Raw genomic sequence first — 20,280 nt, 5'->3', positions numbered from 1 at the left:
CGTACGAGACGATGCGAAACTTGAAACGGAACGACAAGCGAACCATGAAAACTCAACAGGCTGGGCTGCTCGCGGCGTGCGTCGCGACGGCGGTCGCAATGACGGGATGCGCGGTGCCCCACACGCCGCCCCGGTTTCCGGACGCCGCGTCCGCGTCGCCCGCGGGCGGCACGTTCGTGAACGTCGCGAACCTGCGCAACGTGAGCACGGGCCTCAACAAGGACCAGCTCTACGATCTCATCGGGCCGCCGCAGTTTCACGAGTGGTTCGTGGGCAGCCATGTGTGGAACTACCTGTTCGACTTCCGCCGCGGCGACACGGTGGTGTCCTGCCAGTACCAGGTGCAGTTCGACGGGAACATGCGCGTGAGCGCGACGTACTGGCGCGATCCGCAGTGCGCGGACTTCGTACGCGACACTGCGCCGGCGGCGGCCGTCGCCGCCAAGCCCGCGCCGCTCGAACAGTTCACGATCGAAGGCGAGGCGCTGTTTCCGTTCGCGAAGTCGAGCGTCGACTCGATGCTGCCGGGAGGCCGCGCCGAGCTGGACGCCGCGATCGCGAAGATCCGCGCCGAAGCCGGCATGACGACCATCGACGTGGTCGGCCACACCGATCGCATCGGCTCGGACGACAGCAACCGTGCGCTGTCGCTCGCGCGAGCGGAGACCGTGAAACGCTATCTGGTGACGCACGGCATCGACGCCGCACGCATTCGGGCCGACGGTGTCGGATCGTCGCAACCGGTGTCGCGTTGTCCGCCCGGTGAAACGCCCGCCGTCATCGCGTGCCTGCAGAAAGACCGGCGCGTGACCATTACCGTGTACGGGCAGCGCTGAGTTTGCGCTTCAGGGGGCCGCCGTTGCGCCGAATGTGCGATGCGGCGTTGCCGATGGTCCTCTGACGTATCGGGCTGCGAATCATGCGCGCCCGCCCCTGACCGACGCGGCGGGCACAACGATCCGCTCGGCGCGTAACGATACGGGTCGATCCATCCTCTTCCCGTCGCCGCAGCGTGTTGCGCGGCCGGTGTGACGACGCCGGATGCGACACGGCCCGGATGATCCGGGCCGTGTCGTCGATCAGCGCCGCACCGCAAGCGCTTCGGTGATCGCGAGGAATCGCGCGATGTCGTCCGGCGCATGACAATGGAGCGGCGAGATCCGCACCGCGCCGGCGAGCCCGAACGATTTCAGCATCCGGCCCGAGTACAGGCTCGACGCAACACGCTCATAGACGATCACACCGCGCTTCTCGTATTCCCGCACCGCCTGCGTCGGTTCGAGATGCGCGAAGCCGATCCCGACGATCAGGTCGCGCTGCGTCAGGTCGTCGTGATCCCAGTAGACGTCGACGCCGTCGTTCGCGCGCAAGCCGTCGAGCAACGCGGCGAGCAGCGCGCGTTCATGCAGTTCGATCCGGTGCATGCCCTCGACGAACAGCGTGCGCCGGTCGTCCGAATCGATGAAATACCGGCCGATCCACGCCACGTAATCGACGATCGCCGACACGACCGCGAACTGCGCGGGCGCCGGGCTGCCGAGTTCCCACACGCCGTTCTCCTTCGCGGCGAGCCGGTGATGCGGCAATGCGGCCGCACGCTCCGACAACCACGACATGCCCGAGCCGCGGCATCCGAAAAACTTGTACGGCGCGAAGTTGATCCCGTCGACCGGCGTGCGCTGCAGGTCGATGATCCCGTGCGGCGCATGCTGGACCGCGTCGACGACGATGAACAGATCGGGTTTCTTCTCGCGCGCCCGCGCGACGATCGCGTCGATGTCGAATTTCGCGCCGGAGATGTTCGACGCGGCCATCACGCTGAGCAGCGCGGTGTCCGCGTCGACCAGCGACACGATCGCGTCGACGTCCACGCCGCCGGTCCCCGGATTGCTCGGCGCGATGCGCAGCGTCTTGCCGGTCCGTTCCGCGTAAACCGTCATCGCGTCGTAGGACGACGGATGCTCGAGCACGGTCGTCACCGCGTTGGTGCCCGGCACGTTCTCCATGATCGCGCGCACCATGTCGAACATCGCGCCCGACGCGGTCAGCGACGCATACACGGTGCCGCCCTGCGCGTTCAGGATCGTGCGCACGTCGTCCTCGCCGCGCGACTGGATCGCCTGCAGATCGAGCGCGCGCGCATGGATGCGCTCCGGGCAATCGGGCAGCGCATCGACCCGCGCGTACGCGTCGATTGCCGCCTTCAACCGGAACGAGCCGCCCGCGTTGTCGAAGAACAGCCGCTCGCGGCCGTCGACGTCGCGATCGACGCGATGAAAGCGCGACTTGATCTGCTGCATCAACGCGTCGGGAAAAAGTGCGCCACGGGGACTGCTCATCTTCGATGCTCCTGTTTGCTTCGGAATGTTGTGCGATGCATGCATGGCGGCGTTCAGCCGCGCAGCGATTCGACGTACGCGCGGCCCTTTTCCGCGTCGTACCGGCCTTCCCATTTCGCGATGACGAGCGGCGCGAGCGCGTTGCCGACGACGTTCAGCGCGGTGCGGCCCATGTCCATGATCCGGTCGACGCCGGCAATGAATGCGAGCCCTTCGAGCGGCAGCCCGGCGCTCGCGAGCGTCGCGAGCATGATCACGAACATGAAGCCCGGCACGCCGGCCGCGCCCTTCGACGTGACGACCATCGTCAGCGTCAGCAGCACCTGCTGCTGCCAGCCGAGGTGCACGCCATAGAGCTGCGCGACGAACAGCGTGCCGATGCCGAGATAGATCGACGCGCCGTCGAGGTTGAACGTGTAGCCGGTCGGCACCACGAACGTCGTGATGCTCTTCGGCACGCCGTAGTCCTCCATCTTCTTCATCAGTTGCGGCAGCACGGTCGCCGAGCTGCAGGTCGAGAACGCGATGATCAGCTCGTCCTTGATCACGCGCAACAGCGTCAGGATGCGGAACCCGAACAGCCGCGCGGTCACGCCGAGCACGGCGATCGCGAACAGCAGGATCGCGAAGTAAGTGACGGCGACGAGTTTCAGCAGCGGCAGCAGCGAGCCGAAGCCGAAGCTGGAAACGGTCACCGCGATCAGCGCGCACACGCCGACCGGCGCATAGCGCATCACCATGTTCGTCACCTTGAACATCGCATCGGCGATGCCCTTGAGCATCGCGAGCACCGGTTTGCGATGTTCTTCCGGCACCGACTGCAGCCCGAGCCCGAACAGCAGCGAGAAAAAGATCACCGGCAGCAGGTCGCCCTTCGCCATCGACGCGACGATGTTGTCCGGGATGATGCCGAGCACCAGCGCCATCAGCCCGTGGTGCGCCTGCTGCACCTGTTGCGTAGTCTGCTGGTAACGCGAAATGTCGGTGTGCCCGAGTTGCGACATGTCGGTGCCGACGCCCGGCTGCAGCACGTTGCCGATCACGAGCCCGAGCACGATCGCGATCGTCGTGATCACCTCGAAATAGAGCAGCGTCTTGATGCCGAGGCGGCCGAGCGACTTGCCGTCGCCCACGCCGGCGATGCCGATCACCATGCTCGTGAACACGATCGGCACGACGATCATCCGCACCAGCTTGATGAAGATGTCGCCGGCCGGCTGCAGCAACCCGGACACGGCCGTGTCGCGCAATTGCGGAAACCGGTTCAGCACGAGCCCGGTCGCGATGCCGATGACGATGCCGATGACGATCTGCCATGCGAGCCCGACGCGCGGCTTGCGGGCCGCGCCGGCGACGGGCGGGGAATCGATGACGGTGTCCATGCAATCTCCAGGAAATGGGGGTTCGATTGAACGCTGGGTGCGATGCGGCGCGTTTTCTGATGAACGCACTCGCCAGGCGACGCAACGGGAGCACCTTAAACAGCCTAAATATGTAAAAAAAGCGATTTTTTGACATGAGAACATATCGCTTTTTTTCATTTATCGAGTGACCCGCGATGCTGACGTTCAAGCAGATGGAAGCGCTGTACTGGATCGTGCAGCTCGGCTCGTTCGACGCGGCCGCGACGCGCCTGAACACGACGCAGTCGGCCGTCTCGAAGCGGATCCAGGAGCTCGAACGCGCGTTCGACCTGACCGTGTTCGATCGCGCGCATCGCAGCGCGCGGCTCACCGACAAGGGCGCCGAACTGTTCGACCATGCGAAGACATTGCTCGAACAGCGCGACCGCGTGGTCGAGCGGATGAGTTCGAAGGAAGCGCTGGTGCGGCATGTCCGGATCGGCGTGACCGAACTGACCGCGCTGACGTGGCTGCCGCGCCTGATCGCGGCGATCCAGGCCGCGTATCCGCGCGTGCACGTGGAAGCCGAGGTCGACCTGACCGCGACGCTGCGCGACCGGCTCGCGGCCGGCACGATCGACCTGATCGTGGTCCCGCAGATTCACGCGACGGATTCGTTCACGGCGACGGTGGTCGGCGAGGTCGACAACGCATGGATGTGCGCGGCCGGATTCATCCCGAAGTCCCGGGCCGCCCTGTCGTTGACGGACCTCGCGCGGTTTCCGCTGATCCTGCAGGGCAACCTGTCGGGCACCGGGCACCTGTACACGCGCTTTCTGCAGGAACACGGCGTCGCGACTCAGCGCGTGCTGTCGAGCAACAGCCTGCTCGCGCAGATCGGCCTGACGCTGTCGGGGCTGGGCGTCAGCTATCTGCCGAAGGCGTGCGTCGCGCACCTCGTCGCTTGCGACGCGCTGGAGATCGTGCGCACGCAACCGGCGCTGCCGCCGGTTCGCTACGTCGCGCTGCATCGCGCCGAACGCGCGCAGTCGCTGACCGCCGAAATCGTCCGGCTCGCGGCGCAGGCGTGCGATTTCAGCACGAGCCTGCTCGATCCAAGGGCGCATGACTAGAGCCTGTTGACCCGTAGGTGGCGGCATCCCGGCAGCGCAACATCGTCGGGGGTGCGGGACGTGGGCGAACGGCGCGGCGCCGGTCACCGCCGTCCGGCGGCCGCCCAACACGCGAGGTGCTGCGTCGCACCAATCCGTACGCCGGTTGCACCGCCGCGCACGCACGAAGCACCACCGGCGCTAGCGCAAACCCGAACCCGGTTGCACTGTTCAGCGCGATTCTGGTCCTGTATCGTCCTTCCATCCCCGATTGCGAAACCGGTGCATGGGAGGCTTACGATGCGAAAAAAGAATGCTGCGGCCGTCTGGATCCTGGTCGCGATGGCGGCAGGCATCGCGATCGGCTACATGGTCTTCATGAGCTTTCCGGACAAGAAGGCCGCCGCCGAAGTCGCCGGATACATCTCGCTCGTCTCCGACGTGTTCCTGCGCCTGATCAAGATGGTGATCGGGCCGCTCGTGTTCTCCACGCTGGTCGTCGGCATCGCGCACATGGGCGACGCGGCCTCGGTCGGACGCGTGTTCGCGAAATCGATCACCTGGTTCATCACCGCGTCGCTGGTGTCGCTGCTGCTGGGGCTGCTGATGGCGAACCTGCTGCGGCCCGGCGACAATCTCGGCCTGCCGCTGCCGGACATCGGCGCATCGGCGAACCTCGCGACGTCCAAGTTCACGCTGAAGGATTTCGTCGGCCACATGGTGCCGAGGTCGTTCGCCGAGGCAATGGCGAACAACGAGATCCTGCAGATCGTCGTGTTCTCGATGTTCTTCGGCGTCGCGCTGGCGGCGCTCGGCGAGCGCGGCAAGATCCTCATCGCCGCGATCGACCAGTTGTCGCACGTGATGCTCAAGATCACCGGCTACGTGATGAAGCTCGCGCCGCTCGCGGTGATGGCCGCGATGGCCGCCACCGTCGCGGTCAACGGGCTGTCGGTGCTGCTGAAGTTCGCGGTGTTCATGGGCGACTTCTATGTCAGCCTGTTCCTGCTCTGGGGATTGCTCGTGTGTGCCGGGCTGGTGTTCCTTGGGCCGCGCGTGTTCAAGCTGCTGGTGCTGATCAAGGAAGCGTTCATGCTGTCGTTCGCGACCGCGAGTTCGGAGGCCGCGTATCCGAAGATCCTCGACGCGCTCGACCGCTTCGGCGTGAAGCGCAAGATCTCGAGCTTCGTGATGCCGATGGGCTATTCGTTCAACCTCGACGGCTCGATGATGTACTGCACGTTCGCGTCGCTATTCATCGCGCAGGCGTACAACATGCACCTGTCGCTCGGCACGCAGATCACGATGCTGCTCGTGCTGATGCTCACGTCGAAGGGGATGGCCGGCGTGCCGCGTGCGTCGCTCGTCGTGATCGCGGCCACGCTGCACCAGTTCGGGCTGCCGGAAGCCGGGCTGCTGCTGATTCTCGGCGTCGACACGTTCCTCGACATGGGCCGCTCGGCCACCAACGCGGTGGGCAACTCGATCGCGAGCGCGGTGGTCGCGAAATGGGAAGGCCAGCTCCTGTCGGAAGCGGAAGCCGAAGCCAACGCGGCGCGCATCGAAGCGGAACAGGAAGCGACGATCGCACATCCGACCGAAGTCTGACGGAGGCCCGGCGATGAAGATGCAGCGATTCTGGCGTGCGCTCGCGCTCGCGGGCCTGCTTGCGACGGGCGCGTCCGCGCGCGCGGACGATGCGCCGTCGACGCCGCCGCGCGTCGAGCCGTTCGCGCCGGCCCAACTGACCGGCACGCTCGCGAAGGTGCGCGGCAGCGGCACGATCGCGCTCGGCTATCGCGACGCGTCGATCCCGTTCTCGTACCTGAACGCGCGCAACCAGCCGATCGGCTATTCGATCGAGCTGTGCAAGGCGCTCGTGTCGTCGATCGAGGACGCGATCAACAAGAGCCTGACGATCCGCTGGGTGCCGGTCACGTCCGACAACCGCATCGACGCGGTGGTCAGCGGCAAGGTCGATCTGGAATGCGGCTCCACGACGAGCAACCTCGAGCGCCAGAAACGCGTGGCGTTCTCGCCGATCTTCTTCGTGGCCGGCACGAAGGTGATGGTGAAACGCGGCGCGCCGATCCGCTCGTTCCGCGATCTCGCGGGCAAGAAAGTCGCGGTGACGGCCGGCACGACCAACGAGAAGGCGCTGCGCGACCTGAACGACCGGTTCAGGCTCGGGATCCAGCTCCAGGTGGTGCCGGACCATGCGCAGGGCTTCGCGCTCGTCGCGAACGGCAGCGCCGACGCGTTCGCGACGGACGACGTGCTGCTGTACGGCCTGATCGCCGAGAATGCGAGCAAGGGCGGCCAGTACGACGTGGTGGGCGATTTTCTGTCCTACGACCCGTACGGCATCATGTTCCGCAAGGACGATCCGCAGCTCGCGCAGGTGGTGAAAACCACGTTCCAGGAATTGGCCGCCGACGGCGAGATCGCGCGTCAATACAAGCGCTGGTTCCTGCGCCCGCTTCCGTCGGGTTTGAGTCTGAACCTGCCGATGAGCCCGCAACTGGAGACCATCATCGAGACGATCGGCGTCAACGGGAATTGAGCGGGAATCGAGCGGGAATCGAGCGCGTCGACTTCGTCGACATGCAGGACGAGACAGGAACGGCCCCGATGCCTCGTCAGGCACCGGGGCCGCTCGCCGGATGCGACGCGTTCAGCCGACCCGCGCCGCGCCCTGCTGCTCCGTTTCCGCGCCTTCGCTGGCCGTTCGCGCCAGCACCGGCTTCAGCGCCTGCCCGGTATGGCTCGCCTTCACCTGTGCGAGCCCTTCCGGCGGCGCCGCCGCGACGATCGTGCCGCCACCCACGCCGCCTTCCGGGCCGAGATCGATGATCCAGTCGGCTTCCGCGATCACGTCGAGGTCGTGCTCGATCACGACGACGCTATGCCCCGCATCCACTAACCGGTGCAGCACGCGAATCAGCTTCGCGACGTCCGCCATGTGCAGGCCGACCGTCGGTTCGTCGAGCACGTACAACGTGTGCGGCGCCTTCTGGCCGCGCCGCGTGATGTCGTCGCGCACCTTGGTCAGCTCGGTGACGAGCTTGATGCGCTGCGCCTCGCCGCCGGACAGCGTCGGCGACGGCTGGCCGAGCGTCAGATAGCCGAGCCCGACGTCCTTCATCAGTTGCAACGGATGCGCGATGTTCGAGATCGGCGCGAAGAATTCCACCGCCTCGTCGATCTCCATCGTCAGCACGTCGCCGATGTTCCGGCCGCGCCACGTGACGGCAAGCGTTTCCGGATTGAAGCGCTGCCCGTGGCACACGTCGCACGGCACCTTCACGTCGGGCAGGAAGCTCATGCCGATCGTGCGCACGCCCTGCCCTTCGCAGGCCGGGCAGCGCCCGTCGCCGGTATTGAACGAGAAACGCGACGCCGTATAGCCGCGCGCACGCGCTTCGAGCGTATCGGCGAACAGCTTGCGGATCGTGTCCCACACGCCGATATAGGTGGCCGGGCACGAACGCGGCGTCTTGCCGATCGGCGTCTGGTCGACTTCGAGCACACGATCGATCTGCTCCCAGCCGCTCAGCGACTCGCAGCCCTGCCACGCATGCGTGACGTTCAGCGACGGCCGCGGCGCAGTGCGCGCGAGCACGCTCGAACGGCGATGGGCGGCCGGCGCGTCCTGCTGCGCGGCCTTGCGCGCGCGCCGCGTGGCCGGCGACGACAGCACCGAGCGGCCGACCGCGTCGAGCAGGTTCGTCATCAGCACGTCGCGCGCGAGCGTCGACTTGCCCGAACCGCTGACGCCCGTCACCGCGACGAGCCGCGCGAGCGGAATGCCGACCGTGACGTCGCGCAGGTTGTGCAGCCGGGCGCCATGCACGGTCAGCCACGCTTCCGGCACGGCCGCACCGCCCTTCTTGCCCGGCAGGCTCACCGTGCGGCGCGGTTGCAGCGGGTGCGTCATCGGCTGCGCGAGCAGGCGCCCCGTCACCGAATCGGCCTGGGCGGCCAGATCGGCGACCGCGCCCTGCGCGACCAGCGTGCCGCCGCGCTTGCCGGCGCCCGGGCCGACGTCGATGATGTGATCCGCGCGGCGGATCGTGTCCTCGTCATGCTCGACGACGACCAGCGTATTGCCCTTGTCGCCGAGCTTGCGCAAGGCGTCGAGCAGGATCTGGTTGTCGCGCGGATGCAGGCCGATCGTCGGCTCGTCGAGCACGTAGCACACGCCCTGCAGGTTGCTGCCGAGCTGCGCGGCGAGCCGGATGCGCTGCGCTTCGCCGCCCGACAGGCTCGGCGCCGCGCGGTCGAGGCTCAGGTAGCCGAGCCCGACTTCCTCGAGGAACGCGAGGCGGCTGCCGATCTCGCTGACGATGTCGCGCGCGATCTGCGCGTCGCGCCCGGTGAGTTCCAGCGCGTCGATCCAGCGGCGCGTGTCCGACACCGTCCACTGCGCGACCTCGACGATCGGATGCGCGTCGAACGTGACCGCACGCGCGGACGGGTTCAGCCGCGTGCCGTGGCAATCCGGGCACGGCTCGTTGCCGACGCCTTCCGGCTCCTGCTCGTCCGACGGCAGCGTCTGTTCGCGGCCGCGATCGTCGCCGGCGAGCACCGTGTCGTCGTACGCGGCGCGCTGCTCGCGCGTGAGCGTGACGCCGGTGCCGACGCAGGTCGTGCACCAGCCGTGCTTGCTGTTGTACGAGAACATCCGCGGGTCGAGTTCCGGATAGCTCGTGCCGCACACCGGGCACGCGCGCTTGACCGACAGCACCTTGACCGCGCCGACCCGCGCGGTCGAATGATCGTTCTGCATCGCGTGGTGCAGCCCGTCGAGCGGCGCGAGCAGGTGCATCACGCCCTTGCCGAGCTCGAGCGTCTCGTCGAGCCTGCGCCGCAATTCGGCTTCGTTGTCCGGCGACACGACGATATCGGCCACCGGCAATTCGATCGTGTGCTCGCGGAAGCGGTCGAGCTTCGGCCACGGGTCGACCGTGACGAACTCGCCGTCGACGCGCAGATGCGTGCTGCCGCGCGCCTTCGCCCACTTCGCGAGATCCGTGTACACGCCCTTGCGGTTGACGACGAGCGGCGCGAGCAGCCCGACGTGTTCGCCGCGATGGTCGCGCAGCAGTTGCGCAGCGATCGATTCGACGGATTGCGACGTGACCGGCGTGCCGTCGTGGATGCAGTGCTGCAGGCCGAGCTTCACATACAGCAGCCGCAGGAAGTGCCACACCTCGGACGTGGTCGCGACCGTGCTCTTGCGGCCGCCGCGCGACAGCCGCTGCTCGATCGCGACGGTCGGCGGAATGCCGTACACCGCGTCGACCTCGGGGCGGCCGGCCGGCTGCACGATCGAGCGCGCATAGGCGTTCAGCGATTCGAGGTAGCGGCGCTGGCCTTCGTGGAACAGGATGTCGAACGCGAGCGTCGACTTGCCGGAACCCGACACGCCGGTGATCACGTTGAACTTGCCGTGCGGGATGTCGACGTCGAGCGCCTTCAGGTTGTGCTCGCGCGCGTTGACGATCCGCACGACGTCCTCGCCTTCGATCGCACGGCGCGCGCGCGCCGCGTTCAGCACGGCCTGCAGCGGCACGCCTTCGTCGGCGCGCGCCGCTTCGCCGTCCATCGCGCGGTCGTACTGCAGCAGCGCCACGCCGGTATGCGATTCGGCGCAGGCCTTCACGTCGTCGGGCGTGCCCGCGCACAGCACGAGGCCGCCGCCGTCGCCGCCTTCCGGGCCGAGATCGATCAGCCAGTCGGCCGCGCGGATCACGTCGAGGTTGTGCTCGATCACGATCAGCGAATGGCCGGCCGCGAGCAGCTTGCCGAACGCCTGCATCAGCTTCGCGATGTCGTCGAAGTGCAACCCGGTGGTCGGCTCGTCGAACATGAACAGCTTCGCGCGGGCGATGCGCGCCTCCTCCGTCGCGACCCGGCGCCCGTTCGCCGCCGCCGCCGATTCGGCGAGGAAGCCCGCGAGCTTCAGGCGCTGCGCTTCGCCGCCCGACAGCGTCGGCACCGGCTGGCCGAGCTTCACGTATTCGAGGCCGACGTCGACGATCGGCTGCAGCACGCGCAGCACCTCGGCATCGGTCGCGAAGAACGCGGCCGCTTCACTGACGGTCAGGTCGAGCACGTCGGCGATGTTCAGTGCGCGGCCGTCGCGCTCGATGCGCACTTCGAGAATCTCGGCGCGGTAGCGGCTGCCGTCGCAATCCGGGCAACGCAGGTAGACGTCGCTCAGGAACTGCATTTCGATGTGTTCGAAGCCCGAGCCGCCGCAGGTCGGGCAACGGCCGTCGCCCGAGTTGAAGCTGAACGTGCCCGCGCCGTAGCCGCGCTGCAGCGCGAGCGGCGCCTTCGCGAACAGCTTGCGGATTTCGTCGAACGCGCCGACGTAGCTGGCCGGGTTCGAGCGCGTGGTCTTGCCGATCGGCGACTGGTCGACGAACACGACGTCGCCGACCTGGTCGGCGCCCGTGAGATTGCGGAACGCGCCCGGCGATTCGGTCGCCTTGCCGTGGTGCCGCGCCATCGCCGGATACAGCACGTCCTGCAACAGCGTGGATTTGCCGGAGCCGGACACGCCCGTCACGCACACGAGCCGCTGCAGCGGAATCTCGACCGTGACGTCACGCAGGTTGTGCTCGGTCGCGCCTTCGAGCACGATGCGCGGCGTGTTCGCGTCGACCGGGCGGCGCGCCCAGTTCGACGCATGCGCGACCTGCTTGCGCCCGCCGAGATATTCGCCCGTCAGCGTGTGCGCGGAACGGATGTCGCCCGGCGTGCCGTCGTACACGATCGTGCCGCCGCGCTCGCCCGGGCCGGGCCCCATGTCGATCAATCGATCGGCCGCGAGCATCACCGACGGATCGTGCTCGACGACGACCAGCGTATTGCCCGCGTCGCGCAGCCGCTGCATCGCCTCGACGATCCGCGTGAGATCGCGCGGATGCAGCCCGATGCTCGGCTCGTCGAGCACGAACAGCGTTTTCGTCAGCGACGTGCCGAGCGCCGTCGTCAGGTTGATCCGCTGCACCTCGCCGCCCGACAGCGTGCGGCTCTGGCGGTCGAGCGTCAGGTAGCCGAGCCCGACGTCGCACAGGTATTTCAGGCGCGTGCGCACTTCGGCGAGCAGCAGCTTCAATGCATCGTCGAGCAGCGCGCTCGGCAGCACGATGTCGTCGAAGAAGCGCCGGATGCGCTCGATCGGCAGCAGCATCAGGTCGTGCACGGTCAGGCCCGGCAGCGCTTCGAGCTGCGCGCGGCTCCAGTCGACGCCGCGCGGCATGAAACGATCGGCCGGCGCGAGCACGCCGTCGGCGTTCTCCTTCGAGCCGAGCCGCCATTGCAGCGATTCCGTCTTCAGGCGCGCGCCGCCGCACACGTCGCACGGCGTGTAGCTGCGGTATTTCGACAGCAGCACGCGAATGTGCATCTTGTACGCCTTCGATTCGAGATAGCCGAAGAAGCGCTTCACGCCGTACCACTGGCTTTGCCATTTGCCGTTCCAGTCCGGCGAACCGTTGACGACCCAGTCGCGCTCGGCGTCCGTCAGTTCCGACCACGCCACGTCGCGCCGGATGCCGGCCTTCGCCGCGTAGCGCATCAGGTCGTCCTGGCACTCTTTCCATGCGGGCGTCTGCATCGGCTTGATCGCGCCGCCGCGCAGCGTCTTGCGCGCGTCGGGAATCACCAGGCCGAGATCGACGCCGATCACGCGGCCGAAGCCGCGGCAGGTTTCGCACGCGCCGTACGCCGAGTTGAACGAGAACAGCGCCGCTTGCGGCTCCGCGTAGCGCAGGTCGCTGTCGGGATCGTGCAGCCCGGTGGAGAAGCGCCAGATCAACGGCTCGGCCGTTGCGTTTTCCGCTTCCGGCGCGAGCACGTACACGTTCACGCGACCGCCGCCGCGCTTCAGCGACGCCTCGATCGCCTCGACCACCCGCACCTTGTCGGCCTGCTGCACGCGAAAGCGGTCGGCCACCACATCGAGCATCTTGCGCGGCCCGGTGGGCGACGCGACTTCGCGCTGCGCCTGCACGCGCGTGTACCCGCTCGCCGACAACCACTGCGCGATTTCCTCGTCGGACACCGCTTCCGGCAATTCGACCGGGAACGTGATGACGACGCGCGGATCGTCGGCGCGCGTGCGCTCGACCAGCTCCGCGTAGATCGTCTCGGGCGTGTCGTGCCGCACCTGCCGCGCGGTCTTGCGGTCGAACAGTTCGGCCGCGCGCGCGTACAGCAGCTTCAGGTGGTCGTTCAGCTCGGTCATCGTGCCGACCGTCGAGCGCGAGCTGCGCACCGGGTTGGTCTGGTCGATCGCGATCGCGGGCGGCACGCCGTCGACGCGCTCGACCTGCGGGCGATCCATCCGGTCGAGGAACTGGCGTGCGTATGCACTGAAGGTTTCGACGTAGCGCCGCTGGCCTTCCGCGTACAGCGTGTCGAACACGAGACTCGATTTGCCGGAGCCCGACGGGCCGGTCACGACCGTCATTTCGCCGGTGCGCAGGTCGAGATCGAGATTCTTGAGGTTGTGCTGACGTGCTCCGCGAATGCGGATCAGATTGCTGGATGACAATTTGCCTGCCCGTCTGAATGAGTTAGCCGGAATTCGCGGTGCCGGAACGCTGCGGCGGATGCCCGCAGGCGCGGCGCACGGGCCGCAAGGGTTGGACCTGTGCGGCTCGAGTTCGACGGTTACTATACTGTATATTCATACAGTTTTCCATGACGACCCTGCGGGCCTCATGGGCAGGCGGCCGGGGAATCCATTCGGCATCGGCCGTCCGGAAAGCGCGCGCCTGCGAGGCGGGGCAAAGCTAGCCGCGCTTGCGCAGCGGGTCCAGCAAGCCTCTCAGGCCGTTGTGATCGATTTCGTGCATCAGTGCGAGCTGCCGGCCGAGCTCGCCGCGCGGAAACCCTTCACGGGCCATCCAGTTGAGGTAGTTGCCCGGCAGGTCGGCAAGGAGTCGGTCCTTGTATTTACCGAAGGGCATGGTGACGGTCACGAGGCATTCGAGGTCGGGGGAGCGCATGCGGATATTGTGCACGGCTTTCCGCTTCCGGCCTGCTAGACTGAAATTTCCCCCTGCAAACCATGGAGGGAATCATGATGTCCACCTACGTCGTGAAGACCGGCGAGCAGTTCCTCTGCACCGCCGAAGACGGCGATATCGGCATGGCGCCGGCCATCGAGGATGCCGCGTCCTTCGGTTCGTATGACGAAGCGGAAAAAACCGCGAGCGCGCATGCCGACCCCGGGTACGAGATCCTGGCCGTCTGCATGATCAGGCACTGAGCGCCGATCCACGGCCCGGTGCGGATGGCGATCCGCGTGGCCGGCGCAAGTCGCCGTGCGGCGGCGGCGTCCATGCGAAGGATCCCGCATGCGCACGCCGCGACGGGCCTTTCCCGCCGCCGTCGTGTGCGTCGAGCATCATTGCCGCAAGCGAGCCGTCCGGCCTCGACGGCCGCGCTTGCGGCAACCTTGGTCGCAACGTCCTACTTCTGCAGCGAGATTTCCACGCGACGATTGCGCGCGCGCCCTTCGGCGGTGTCGTTCGACGCCGCCGGATTGGCTTCCCCGTGACCGGCCGCGGCAAACGAATCCGCTTTCAGCCCGCGCTCGCGCAAATACCCGGCGACCGCATCCGCGCGACGCTTCGACAGCGCCTGATTGTGCGCATCCGACCCGGTCGCGTCGGTATAGCCGTCCACTTCGACGCGCGCGAAATGCCGGTCGCCCTGCTGGTTCAGCAGCGTGTCGAGCGCGGCGGTGGCCGTGGGCGTCAGCACGGCCGAGTCGGTCGCGAAATACGCGTCGCCGGTCAGGCTCACCTTCTCGACCGGCGCGGGCGCCGGCGCAACGGCCGCGGCGGCCGGCGCGGGCGCCGCACCGCACTGGAACACGATCGAATGCGGATCGGCGCCGTCGCGGTACGGCGTGGTGGTATCGACCAGGCGCACGGGCTCGCTGCCGCACATGCGTGTCGCGACCTTCATGCAGGTCTTCGCCGTCGACAGGATGCCGTGGCAGTCGACCTGGAACGTCCGGACGCCGTTTCGCGACTGCAGTTCGTACGCGTTGTACGTCGGCCCCGACGCACTCGAACAGGCCGCGAGGGAAACGACGGACGCCAGCAGGGCAAGATGGATGTTTTTCACTTGATGACTCCGAGAATGCGATGAGCACGGCGCGTGCGGCGCGATGTCGCGACGCCCTCGCGCACGTTGGCGTTCGGCGCGGTCCGCCCCGGCCACGCGGGCCGGAACGAACCGCTGCGCGCGATCACTTCCACTGATACAGCATGCCCGCGCCGACGACGCGCTGGCTGCCGGCGAAACCGCCGTTCAGCGTCGCCTTCAGGTTCTCCGTGACGCGCGCCTGCACGCCGACCGCCATGGCCTTCTGGCCCTGGAACGTCGCCGTGCCGACCCCCATCGCGAAGTTCGAATCGCGGTCCATGTGCGGGATCGACGCCATCGCGGCGGTCGCGGCGATCCCCTCGCGGGCCATCGAATCGGTCTGCTGGATCTGCTGCTGCATCTGCGTGAGCTGGTTGTTGACCGTGTTCAGCGATTGCGTGAACTGGTTCGATACCGCATTCAGCTGGTTCACGTTCACCGCGTCGGTGCCCTGCGTGCCGGCCGCGACGTTCACGACCTGCCGCGCCGAATCCGCCGAGCCGACCGCGACCACGTTCGAGCGGCCGCCGTCGTTGCTGCCCGCGCCGATCGCCGTCGAGTTGTTGCCCGCCGCCGTCGCGCCCACGCCGATCGCGGACGAGCCGTTGCCCGACGCGAGCGCATTGTTGCCGACCGCCGTGCTGTTCGAGCCCGATGCGACCGCCCCCGAACCGCCCGCCGACGAATTCGGGCCGGTCGAGCCCGGCGGCACGTTGGTGCCGGTCGGATTCGTCGTGTACTGCCCGCCGAGATTGGCCGTGCGCTGGTCGATCAACGTCGTCAACTGGTTCGCGACCGAATCGAGTTGCGACACGTTCACCGCGTCGGTGCCGCTCTTGCCGGCGGCGAGGCCCGTGATCTGGCGATTGCCGATGTTGATTTCGCCAGCCGACGATTGCGGGCTGCTCAGCCCGTACGCGACGTAGTTCGTCAGCGCACCGACCGTGGTCAGCGAACCGGCCCCGAGCGCGATGCTGTTCGCGAACGTGGCGGACGCACCGGCGCCGAGCGCGAGCGCATCGGTCGCCGTGCTGCGCGCACCCGAGCCGAGCGCGACGCTGCCCACGCTGACCGCTACCGCATTCGCACCTTGCGCGACGGACTGCGCGCCGGTCGCCGTCGCGCCGCTACCCAGCGCGATTGCGTCAGCCTGCGCGGAACTCGCCGCCTGGCCGATCGCGATCCCGCCCGGCGCGGTCTGATCGACGATCGCGCCGTTGCCGATGCCCACGCCGTTGTCGCCGTTGACGACCGTCGTCGGCCCGACCGCGACCGATTCCGCGCCGACCGCGAGCGAATCCGCCGCCGTCGAATTCGCGTGGAAATACTTCTGGCCCGTGACCGCGAACGACTGCAGCGCGCCGGTCAGCTGCCGCACCGTCACCGCATCCTGCTGGCCGGTGCCATCGGCGACGTTCGTGATCTGGCGGTACGTCTTGTTCGTCGCATCGCCCACCGATACCGCGCCGAGCAGCGTCTGGTCCGTCGTGTTGAACGGGATCGACGCGGTGCCATTGCGGATGATCCCCGAGGACGGCACCACGGCGCGATCGGCCACCGAACCCGAGCCGAGCGCGATGCTGCCGTCGACCTTCGAGATCGCGTTCGGGCCGATCGCGACGCTGTCCAGCCCGAGTGCCTGGCTGTCCGGCGCGGTCGAATTCGCGTGGAAGTACTTGATGCCGTTCGCGTTGATGTTGTCGATCGCCGAGCCGACGTTGTTGTTGATCGTCGTCGAGCCGTCGCTGTTGTACGTCACGTACGACGGCGCCGAGATCGTGCCGGTGGTCGGATCGTAGGTGGCCCCGCCGCCGATCGCGCCGGCCGTGCTGTTGCCGAGGTTCGTGTTGTTGTTCGCGATCGAGCTCAGGCCCGTCGACAGCGAGCTGATCCCGGTCGACGTGGCGGTCGACAGCGAGGTCAAATTGCTGTTCGTCGAACTCAGGCCGGTGGACAGCGAACCGATACCGGTCGACGTCGACGTGGACAGCGACGTGATCGTGCTGTTGGTCGAACTCAAGCCGGTGGACAGCGAGCCGACGACGGTCGACGTCGACGTCGACAACGACGTCAGGTTGCTGTTGGTCGAGCTCAGGCCGGTGGACAACGAGCCGACGACGGTCGAGGTCGACGTGGACAGCGACGTGATCGTGCTGTTGGTCGAGCTGAGGCCGGTGGACAGCGAACTGATGCCCGTCGACGTCGACGTCGACAGCGACGTCACCGTGCTGTTCGTCGAACTGAGGCCAGTGGACAGCGAACTGATGCCCGTCGACGTCGAAGTCGACAGCGACGTCACCGTGCTGTTCGTCGAACTGAGGCCGGTGGACAGCGAACCGATGCCCGTCGACGTCGACGTGGACAGCGACGTCACCGCGCTGTTCGTCGAACTGAGGCCAGTGGACAGCGAACCGATACCCGTCGACGTCGACGTGGACAACGACGTGATCGAACTATTGACCGACGACAGGCCCGTCGACGTGGACGTCGACAGCGACGTCACCGCACTGTCGGTCGAGCTCAGCCCGGTGGACAGCGAACCGATGCCCGTCGAGGTCGACGTGGACAGCGACGCGATCGAACTATTGGCCGACGACAGGCCCGTCGATGTGGATGTCGACAGCGACGTCACCGCGCTGTTGGTCGAACTCAGGCCCGTCGACAGCGAACTGATGCCCGTCGACGTCGACGTCGACAACGACGTCACCGTGCTGTTGGTCGAACTGAGGCCGGTGGACAACGAGCTGATGCCCGTCGACGTCGACGTGGACAGCGACGTCACCGCACTGTTGGTCGAACTCAGGCCCGTCGACAACGACGAAACCCCGGTCGACAACGACGTAATGCTCGACGCTGTCGACGTCGACAACGAATCGAGCGCCGTGTTCGTCGCGGCGAGCTGCGACCCGTTGATCGCGTCCGTGCTCGCCGAACTGATCCGCCCGGCCGCGACGTTGGTGATCTGGCGCTCGGTGCCCGCGTTGCCGACGCTGACGACGCTGGTCGGGTTGATGCCGTTGAAGTTGTACGTGACGCCGCCGATGACCGCGCTGGCCGTCGGATTCGGCGCGGCCGTCACCGACCCGGAGCCGAGCGCGACATCGTTTGCGTTGTTGGCCACGGCCGATGCGCCGAACGCGACGGCCCCCGCCGCCGCTGCCGTCGACGTATTGCCGAGCGCGAGCGAACCCGTGCCCTGCGCGTTGTTGGTATTGCCGATTGCCACCGCGCCGTCGCCGTTCGCGGTGTTGTTCGACCCCATCGTGACCGCGCCGGTGCCGATCGCGGTGCTCGGATCGCCGATCGCGACCGCGCCGTTGCCGCTCACCGTCTGGCCGAAGCCGAGCGCGACGGCGCCGGTGCCGCCCAGCACCTTCGAGTTGTTGCCGCCGGCGATCGAGCCCGCACCCGCGGCTGCGGCAACCGAGTTGGAATCGCCGATCGCGACGGTGGACGTCGCCGCCGCGACGCTGTTGATGCCGACCGCGGTCGCGTTCGTCGCCGACGCCGTCGCGCCGGAGCCCAGCGCGGTCGCGGATATGCCGCTGCCGAGCGCGAGATTGCCGAGCGCGACCGCGAACTGCTGCGTCGCGGTCGACTGCACGCCCGTTGCGATCGAACTGAGGCCCGACGCGTTCGCATTCAGGCCGAATGCCACCGCGTTGTTCGCACCGGCCTTCGTGTTCGAGCCCATCGCGATCGAGCTCGTGCCGAGCGACTGGGTACCCGAGCCGGGCACGCCGGCGGTGCCGCCCCAGCCGATGGCGATCGACGATGTGCCGCTCGCACCACTGTTCACGCCCATCGCGACGGCCGAATTCCCGGACGCCAGTGCGCCGCTGCCTACGGCGACGCCCGCCGACCCCGAACTGGTCGACTGGTTGCCGAGCGCGACGGAGCCCGTGTTCGTGGCATGCGACGCATAGCCGAGCGAGACGCTCTGCGCGCCCGCCGCGCTGGCACCGAGCCCCATCGCCGCCGCGTACTGGCCGGACGCCAGCGCGTTGTTGCCCAGCCCGACGGCGGAAACACCGGTCGCCGCTGCGCCGCTGCCCATCGCGACCCCGCCGCTTTGGGTCGCGCTCGACAGGTTGCCGATCGCGACCGAGTAGTCGCCGGAACCGATCGCCTGCACACCGAGCGCCGAACTGTTGACGCCGGTCGCCTGCGAGTTGATGCCGACGGACGTCGAACCATCGCCCATCGCATGTGCGCCCGGGCCGAGCGCCGTGGCCGACAAACCCTGCGCCGTCGACAAGTTGCCGACCGCGGTGGAATTCTGCTGCGCGGCAGTCGAACCGAGGCCGATCGAGATCGCCGTCGTGCCGCCCGACGCGTTGCCGCCATCCGGCGCGTACTGCGCATGCGCACTCGCATGGAACAACCCGAGGCAAGCGGTCGCCGTCAGCACGGCCAGTCTCAGCACCGAAGGCGCCGACGGCATGCCCGCGTGCGTCGCGGCTTCTCCGTGCGCGGCGCATTCCGGCGCGCGCCTCGACGACGCAACACGCTTGCCGCGTGCGCGATCGAGTTCCGAAGCCGCAACCCAGGCCCCCAGTGCTTCGTTCCAGATCGACTTGAACGACTTGTTCATCTTGTGTTCCCTCGGTTCTCAGGTGCTGGATGACGCAACAGCGAACGCGGCGTCAGGCGAAGCGCGGACCTTCACCGCTTTCGCCCGTCTCGCGACGCTCCGCTTCTCACTTCGCATAACTAATAAAAACTACGAACAGCGTTGCCCGACATGCTCGATACTCATCGCGAGTGCACGACCGATCGCCGCGCATGCCCGTTCGGCACGACGCGCGACGGCGAAAAGCCGGTTATCGATTCACGGAAGTCGACATCGCCTGCCCGGCGACGACACGGCGCACGACGCGCCGCGAATCCGCACGCGCGCACACCGTCGCACCCGCCGAAGGGCGACTTCGAATCTCATCGGAAAAGCGTCGCTCGGACGCTGGACGAACGGACGCCGGCCCGCACCGCGGGCGGCCCCGTCATGTTTCATTCAGGCGGAGAAAGGCGCCATGCTGTCCCCGGATCTGAAGCATGCGCCGCCGGATCGCTGACGCTGACAGCCGGCACCGGATCGATCGACCCGACGCCCTGACCTGCCATGCTTGTCGTGTTCATATTTTTCGTATCCGCCTGATTCGATAGAGCACCGCGCGCGGCTTCCGGATCGATCAACCCGCCCGGCAGCCCACGCGAAGTCACTCACCCCTTTTCCGCCCGGCAGTCGTCCGGCTCTTCCGGATTTCCGGAAAAGAACCGGCCACTCACCGAACGACCCCGGCATCGAATTAA

General features: G+C 67.5%; 11 protein-coding genes. 5 read left to right on the top strand and 6 right to left on the bottom strand.

Annotation, left to right across the window (positions count from 1 at the left end):
* Positions 1 to 11: 11 nt before the first annotated feature.
* On the top strand, positions 12 to 836 hold the full coding sequence (locus HWX14_RS24095; protein ID WP_175884876.1) for an OmpA family protein: 825 nt from the start codon (positions 12 to 14) through the stop codon (positions 834 to 836).
* 243 nt (positions 837 to 1,079) lie between these two features.
* Here the strand turns inward: HWX14_RS24095 and HWX14_RS24090 are convergent, their stop codons facing one another.
* Complete coding sequence (locus tag HWX14_RS24090) at positions 1,080 to 2,339, bottom strand: aminotransferase class V-fold PLP-dependent enzyme (RefSeq protein WP_175884875.1); 1,260 nt, start codon at positions 2,337 to 2,339, stop codon at positions 1,080 to 1,082.
* A 53-nt stretch (positions 2,340 to 2,392) separates the two neighbouring features.
* A complete protein-coding gene (gltP, locus tag HWX14_RS24085) occupies positions 2,393 to 3,721 on the bottom strand; it encodes a glutamate/aspartate:proton symporter GltP (protein WP_175884874.1) in 1,329 nt (442 codons plus the stop codon).
* Positions 3,722 to 3,897: 176 nt separating this feature from the next.
* Here gltP and HWX14_RS24080 point away from each other — a divergent pair, with 176 nt between their 5' ends.
* From HWX14_RS24080 to HWX14_RS24070, 3 genes are all read left to right on the top strand, one after another.
* Positions 3,898 to 4,815 (top strand): LysR family transcriptional regulator, encoded by a 918-nt coding sequence (locus HWX14_RS24080; protein WP_175884873.1) that lies wholly within the window; start codon positions 3,898 to 3,900, stop codon positions 4,813 to 4,815.
* Positions 4,816 to 5,094: 279 nt separating this feature from the next.
* On the top strand, positions 5,095 to 6,402 hold the full coding sequence (locus tag HWX14_RS24075) for a dicarboxylate/amino acid:cation symporter (protein ID WP_175884872.1): 1,308 nt from the start codon (positions 5,095 to 5,097) through the stop codon (positions 6,400 to 6,402).
* Between the two features lie 13 nt (positions 6,403 to 6,415).
* Positions 6,416 to 7,357: an amino acid ABC transporter substrate-binding protein gene (locus HWX14_RS24070; protein WP_175884871.1), complete on the top strand. Its 942-nt coding sequence runs from the start codon at positions 6,416 to 6,418 to the stop codon at positions 7,355 to 7,357.
* A 111-nt stretch (positions 7,358 to 7,468) separates the two neighbouring features.
* On the opposite strand, the gene uvrA is transcribed toward HWX14_RS24070, so the two are convergent.
* A complete protein-coding gene (gene uvrA, locus HWX14_RS24065; protein WP_175884870.1) occupies positions 7,469 to 13,363 on the bottom strand; it encodes an excinuclease ABC subunit UvrA in 5,895 nt (1,964 codons plus the stop codon).
* A 241-nt stretch (positions 13,364 to 13,604) separates the two neighbouring features.
* On the bottom strand, positions 13,605 to 13,820 hold the full coding sequence (locus tag HWX14_RS24060) for a DUF3820 family protein (protein WP_175884869.1): 216 nt from the start codon (positions 13,818 to 13,820) through the stop codon (positions 13,605 to 13,607).
* Positions 13,821 to 13,894: 74 nt separating this feature from the next.
* On the opposite strand from HWX14_RS24060, the gene HWX14_RS24055 reads away from it, so the two are divergent.
* A complete protein-coding gene (locus HWX14_RS24055; RefSeq protein ID WP_175884868.1) occupies positions 13,895 to 14,083 on the top strand; it encodes a hypothetical protein in 189 nt (62 codons plus the stop codon).
* A 203-nt stretch (positions 14,084 to 14,286) separates the two neighbouring features.
* Here HWX14_RS24055 and HWX14_RS24050 read toward each other — a convergent pair whose 3' ends face one another.
* Both HWX14_RS24050 and HWX14_RS24045 read right to left on the bottom strand, forming a co-directional pair.
* Entirely contained in the window at positions 14,287 to 14,949 is a 663-nt protein-coding gene (locus tag HWX14_RS24050) for an OmpA family protein (protein WP_175884867.1), read from the bottom strand.
* A 124-nt stretch (positions 14,950 to 15,073) separates the two neighbouring features.
* Positions 15,074 to 19,564, bottom strand: a complete 4,491-nt coding sequence (locus HWX14_RS24045) for a YadA-like family protein (protein WP_175884866.1) — start codon at positions 19,562 to 19,564, stop codon at positions 15,074 to 15,076.
* Between the last annotated feature and the right edge of the window lie 716 nt (positions 19,565 to 20,280).

The organism is Burkholderia sp. BCC0044, from assembly GCF_902832955.1.
Taxonomy (GTDB): domain Bacteria; phylum Pseudomonadota; class Gammaproteobacteria; order Burkholderiales; family Burkholderiaceae; genus Burkholderia.
The sequence above is the reverse complement of the archived record's forward strand: the minus strand, read 5'-3'. Positions and strand labels throughout refer to the sequence as shown.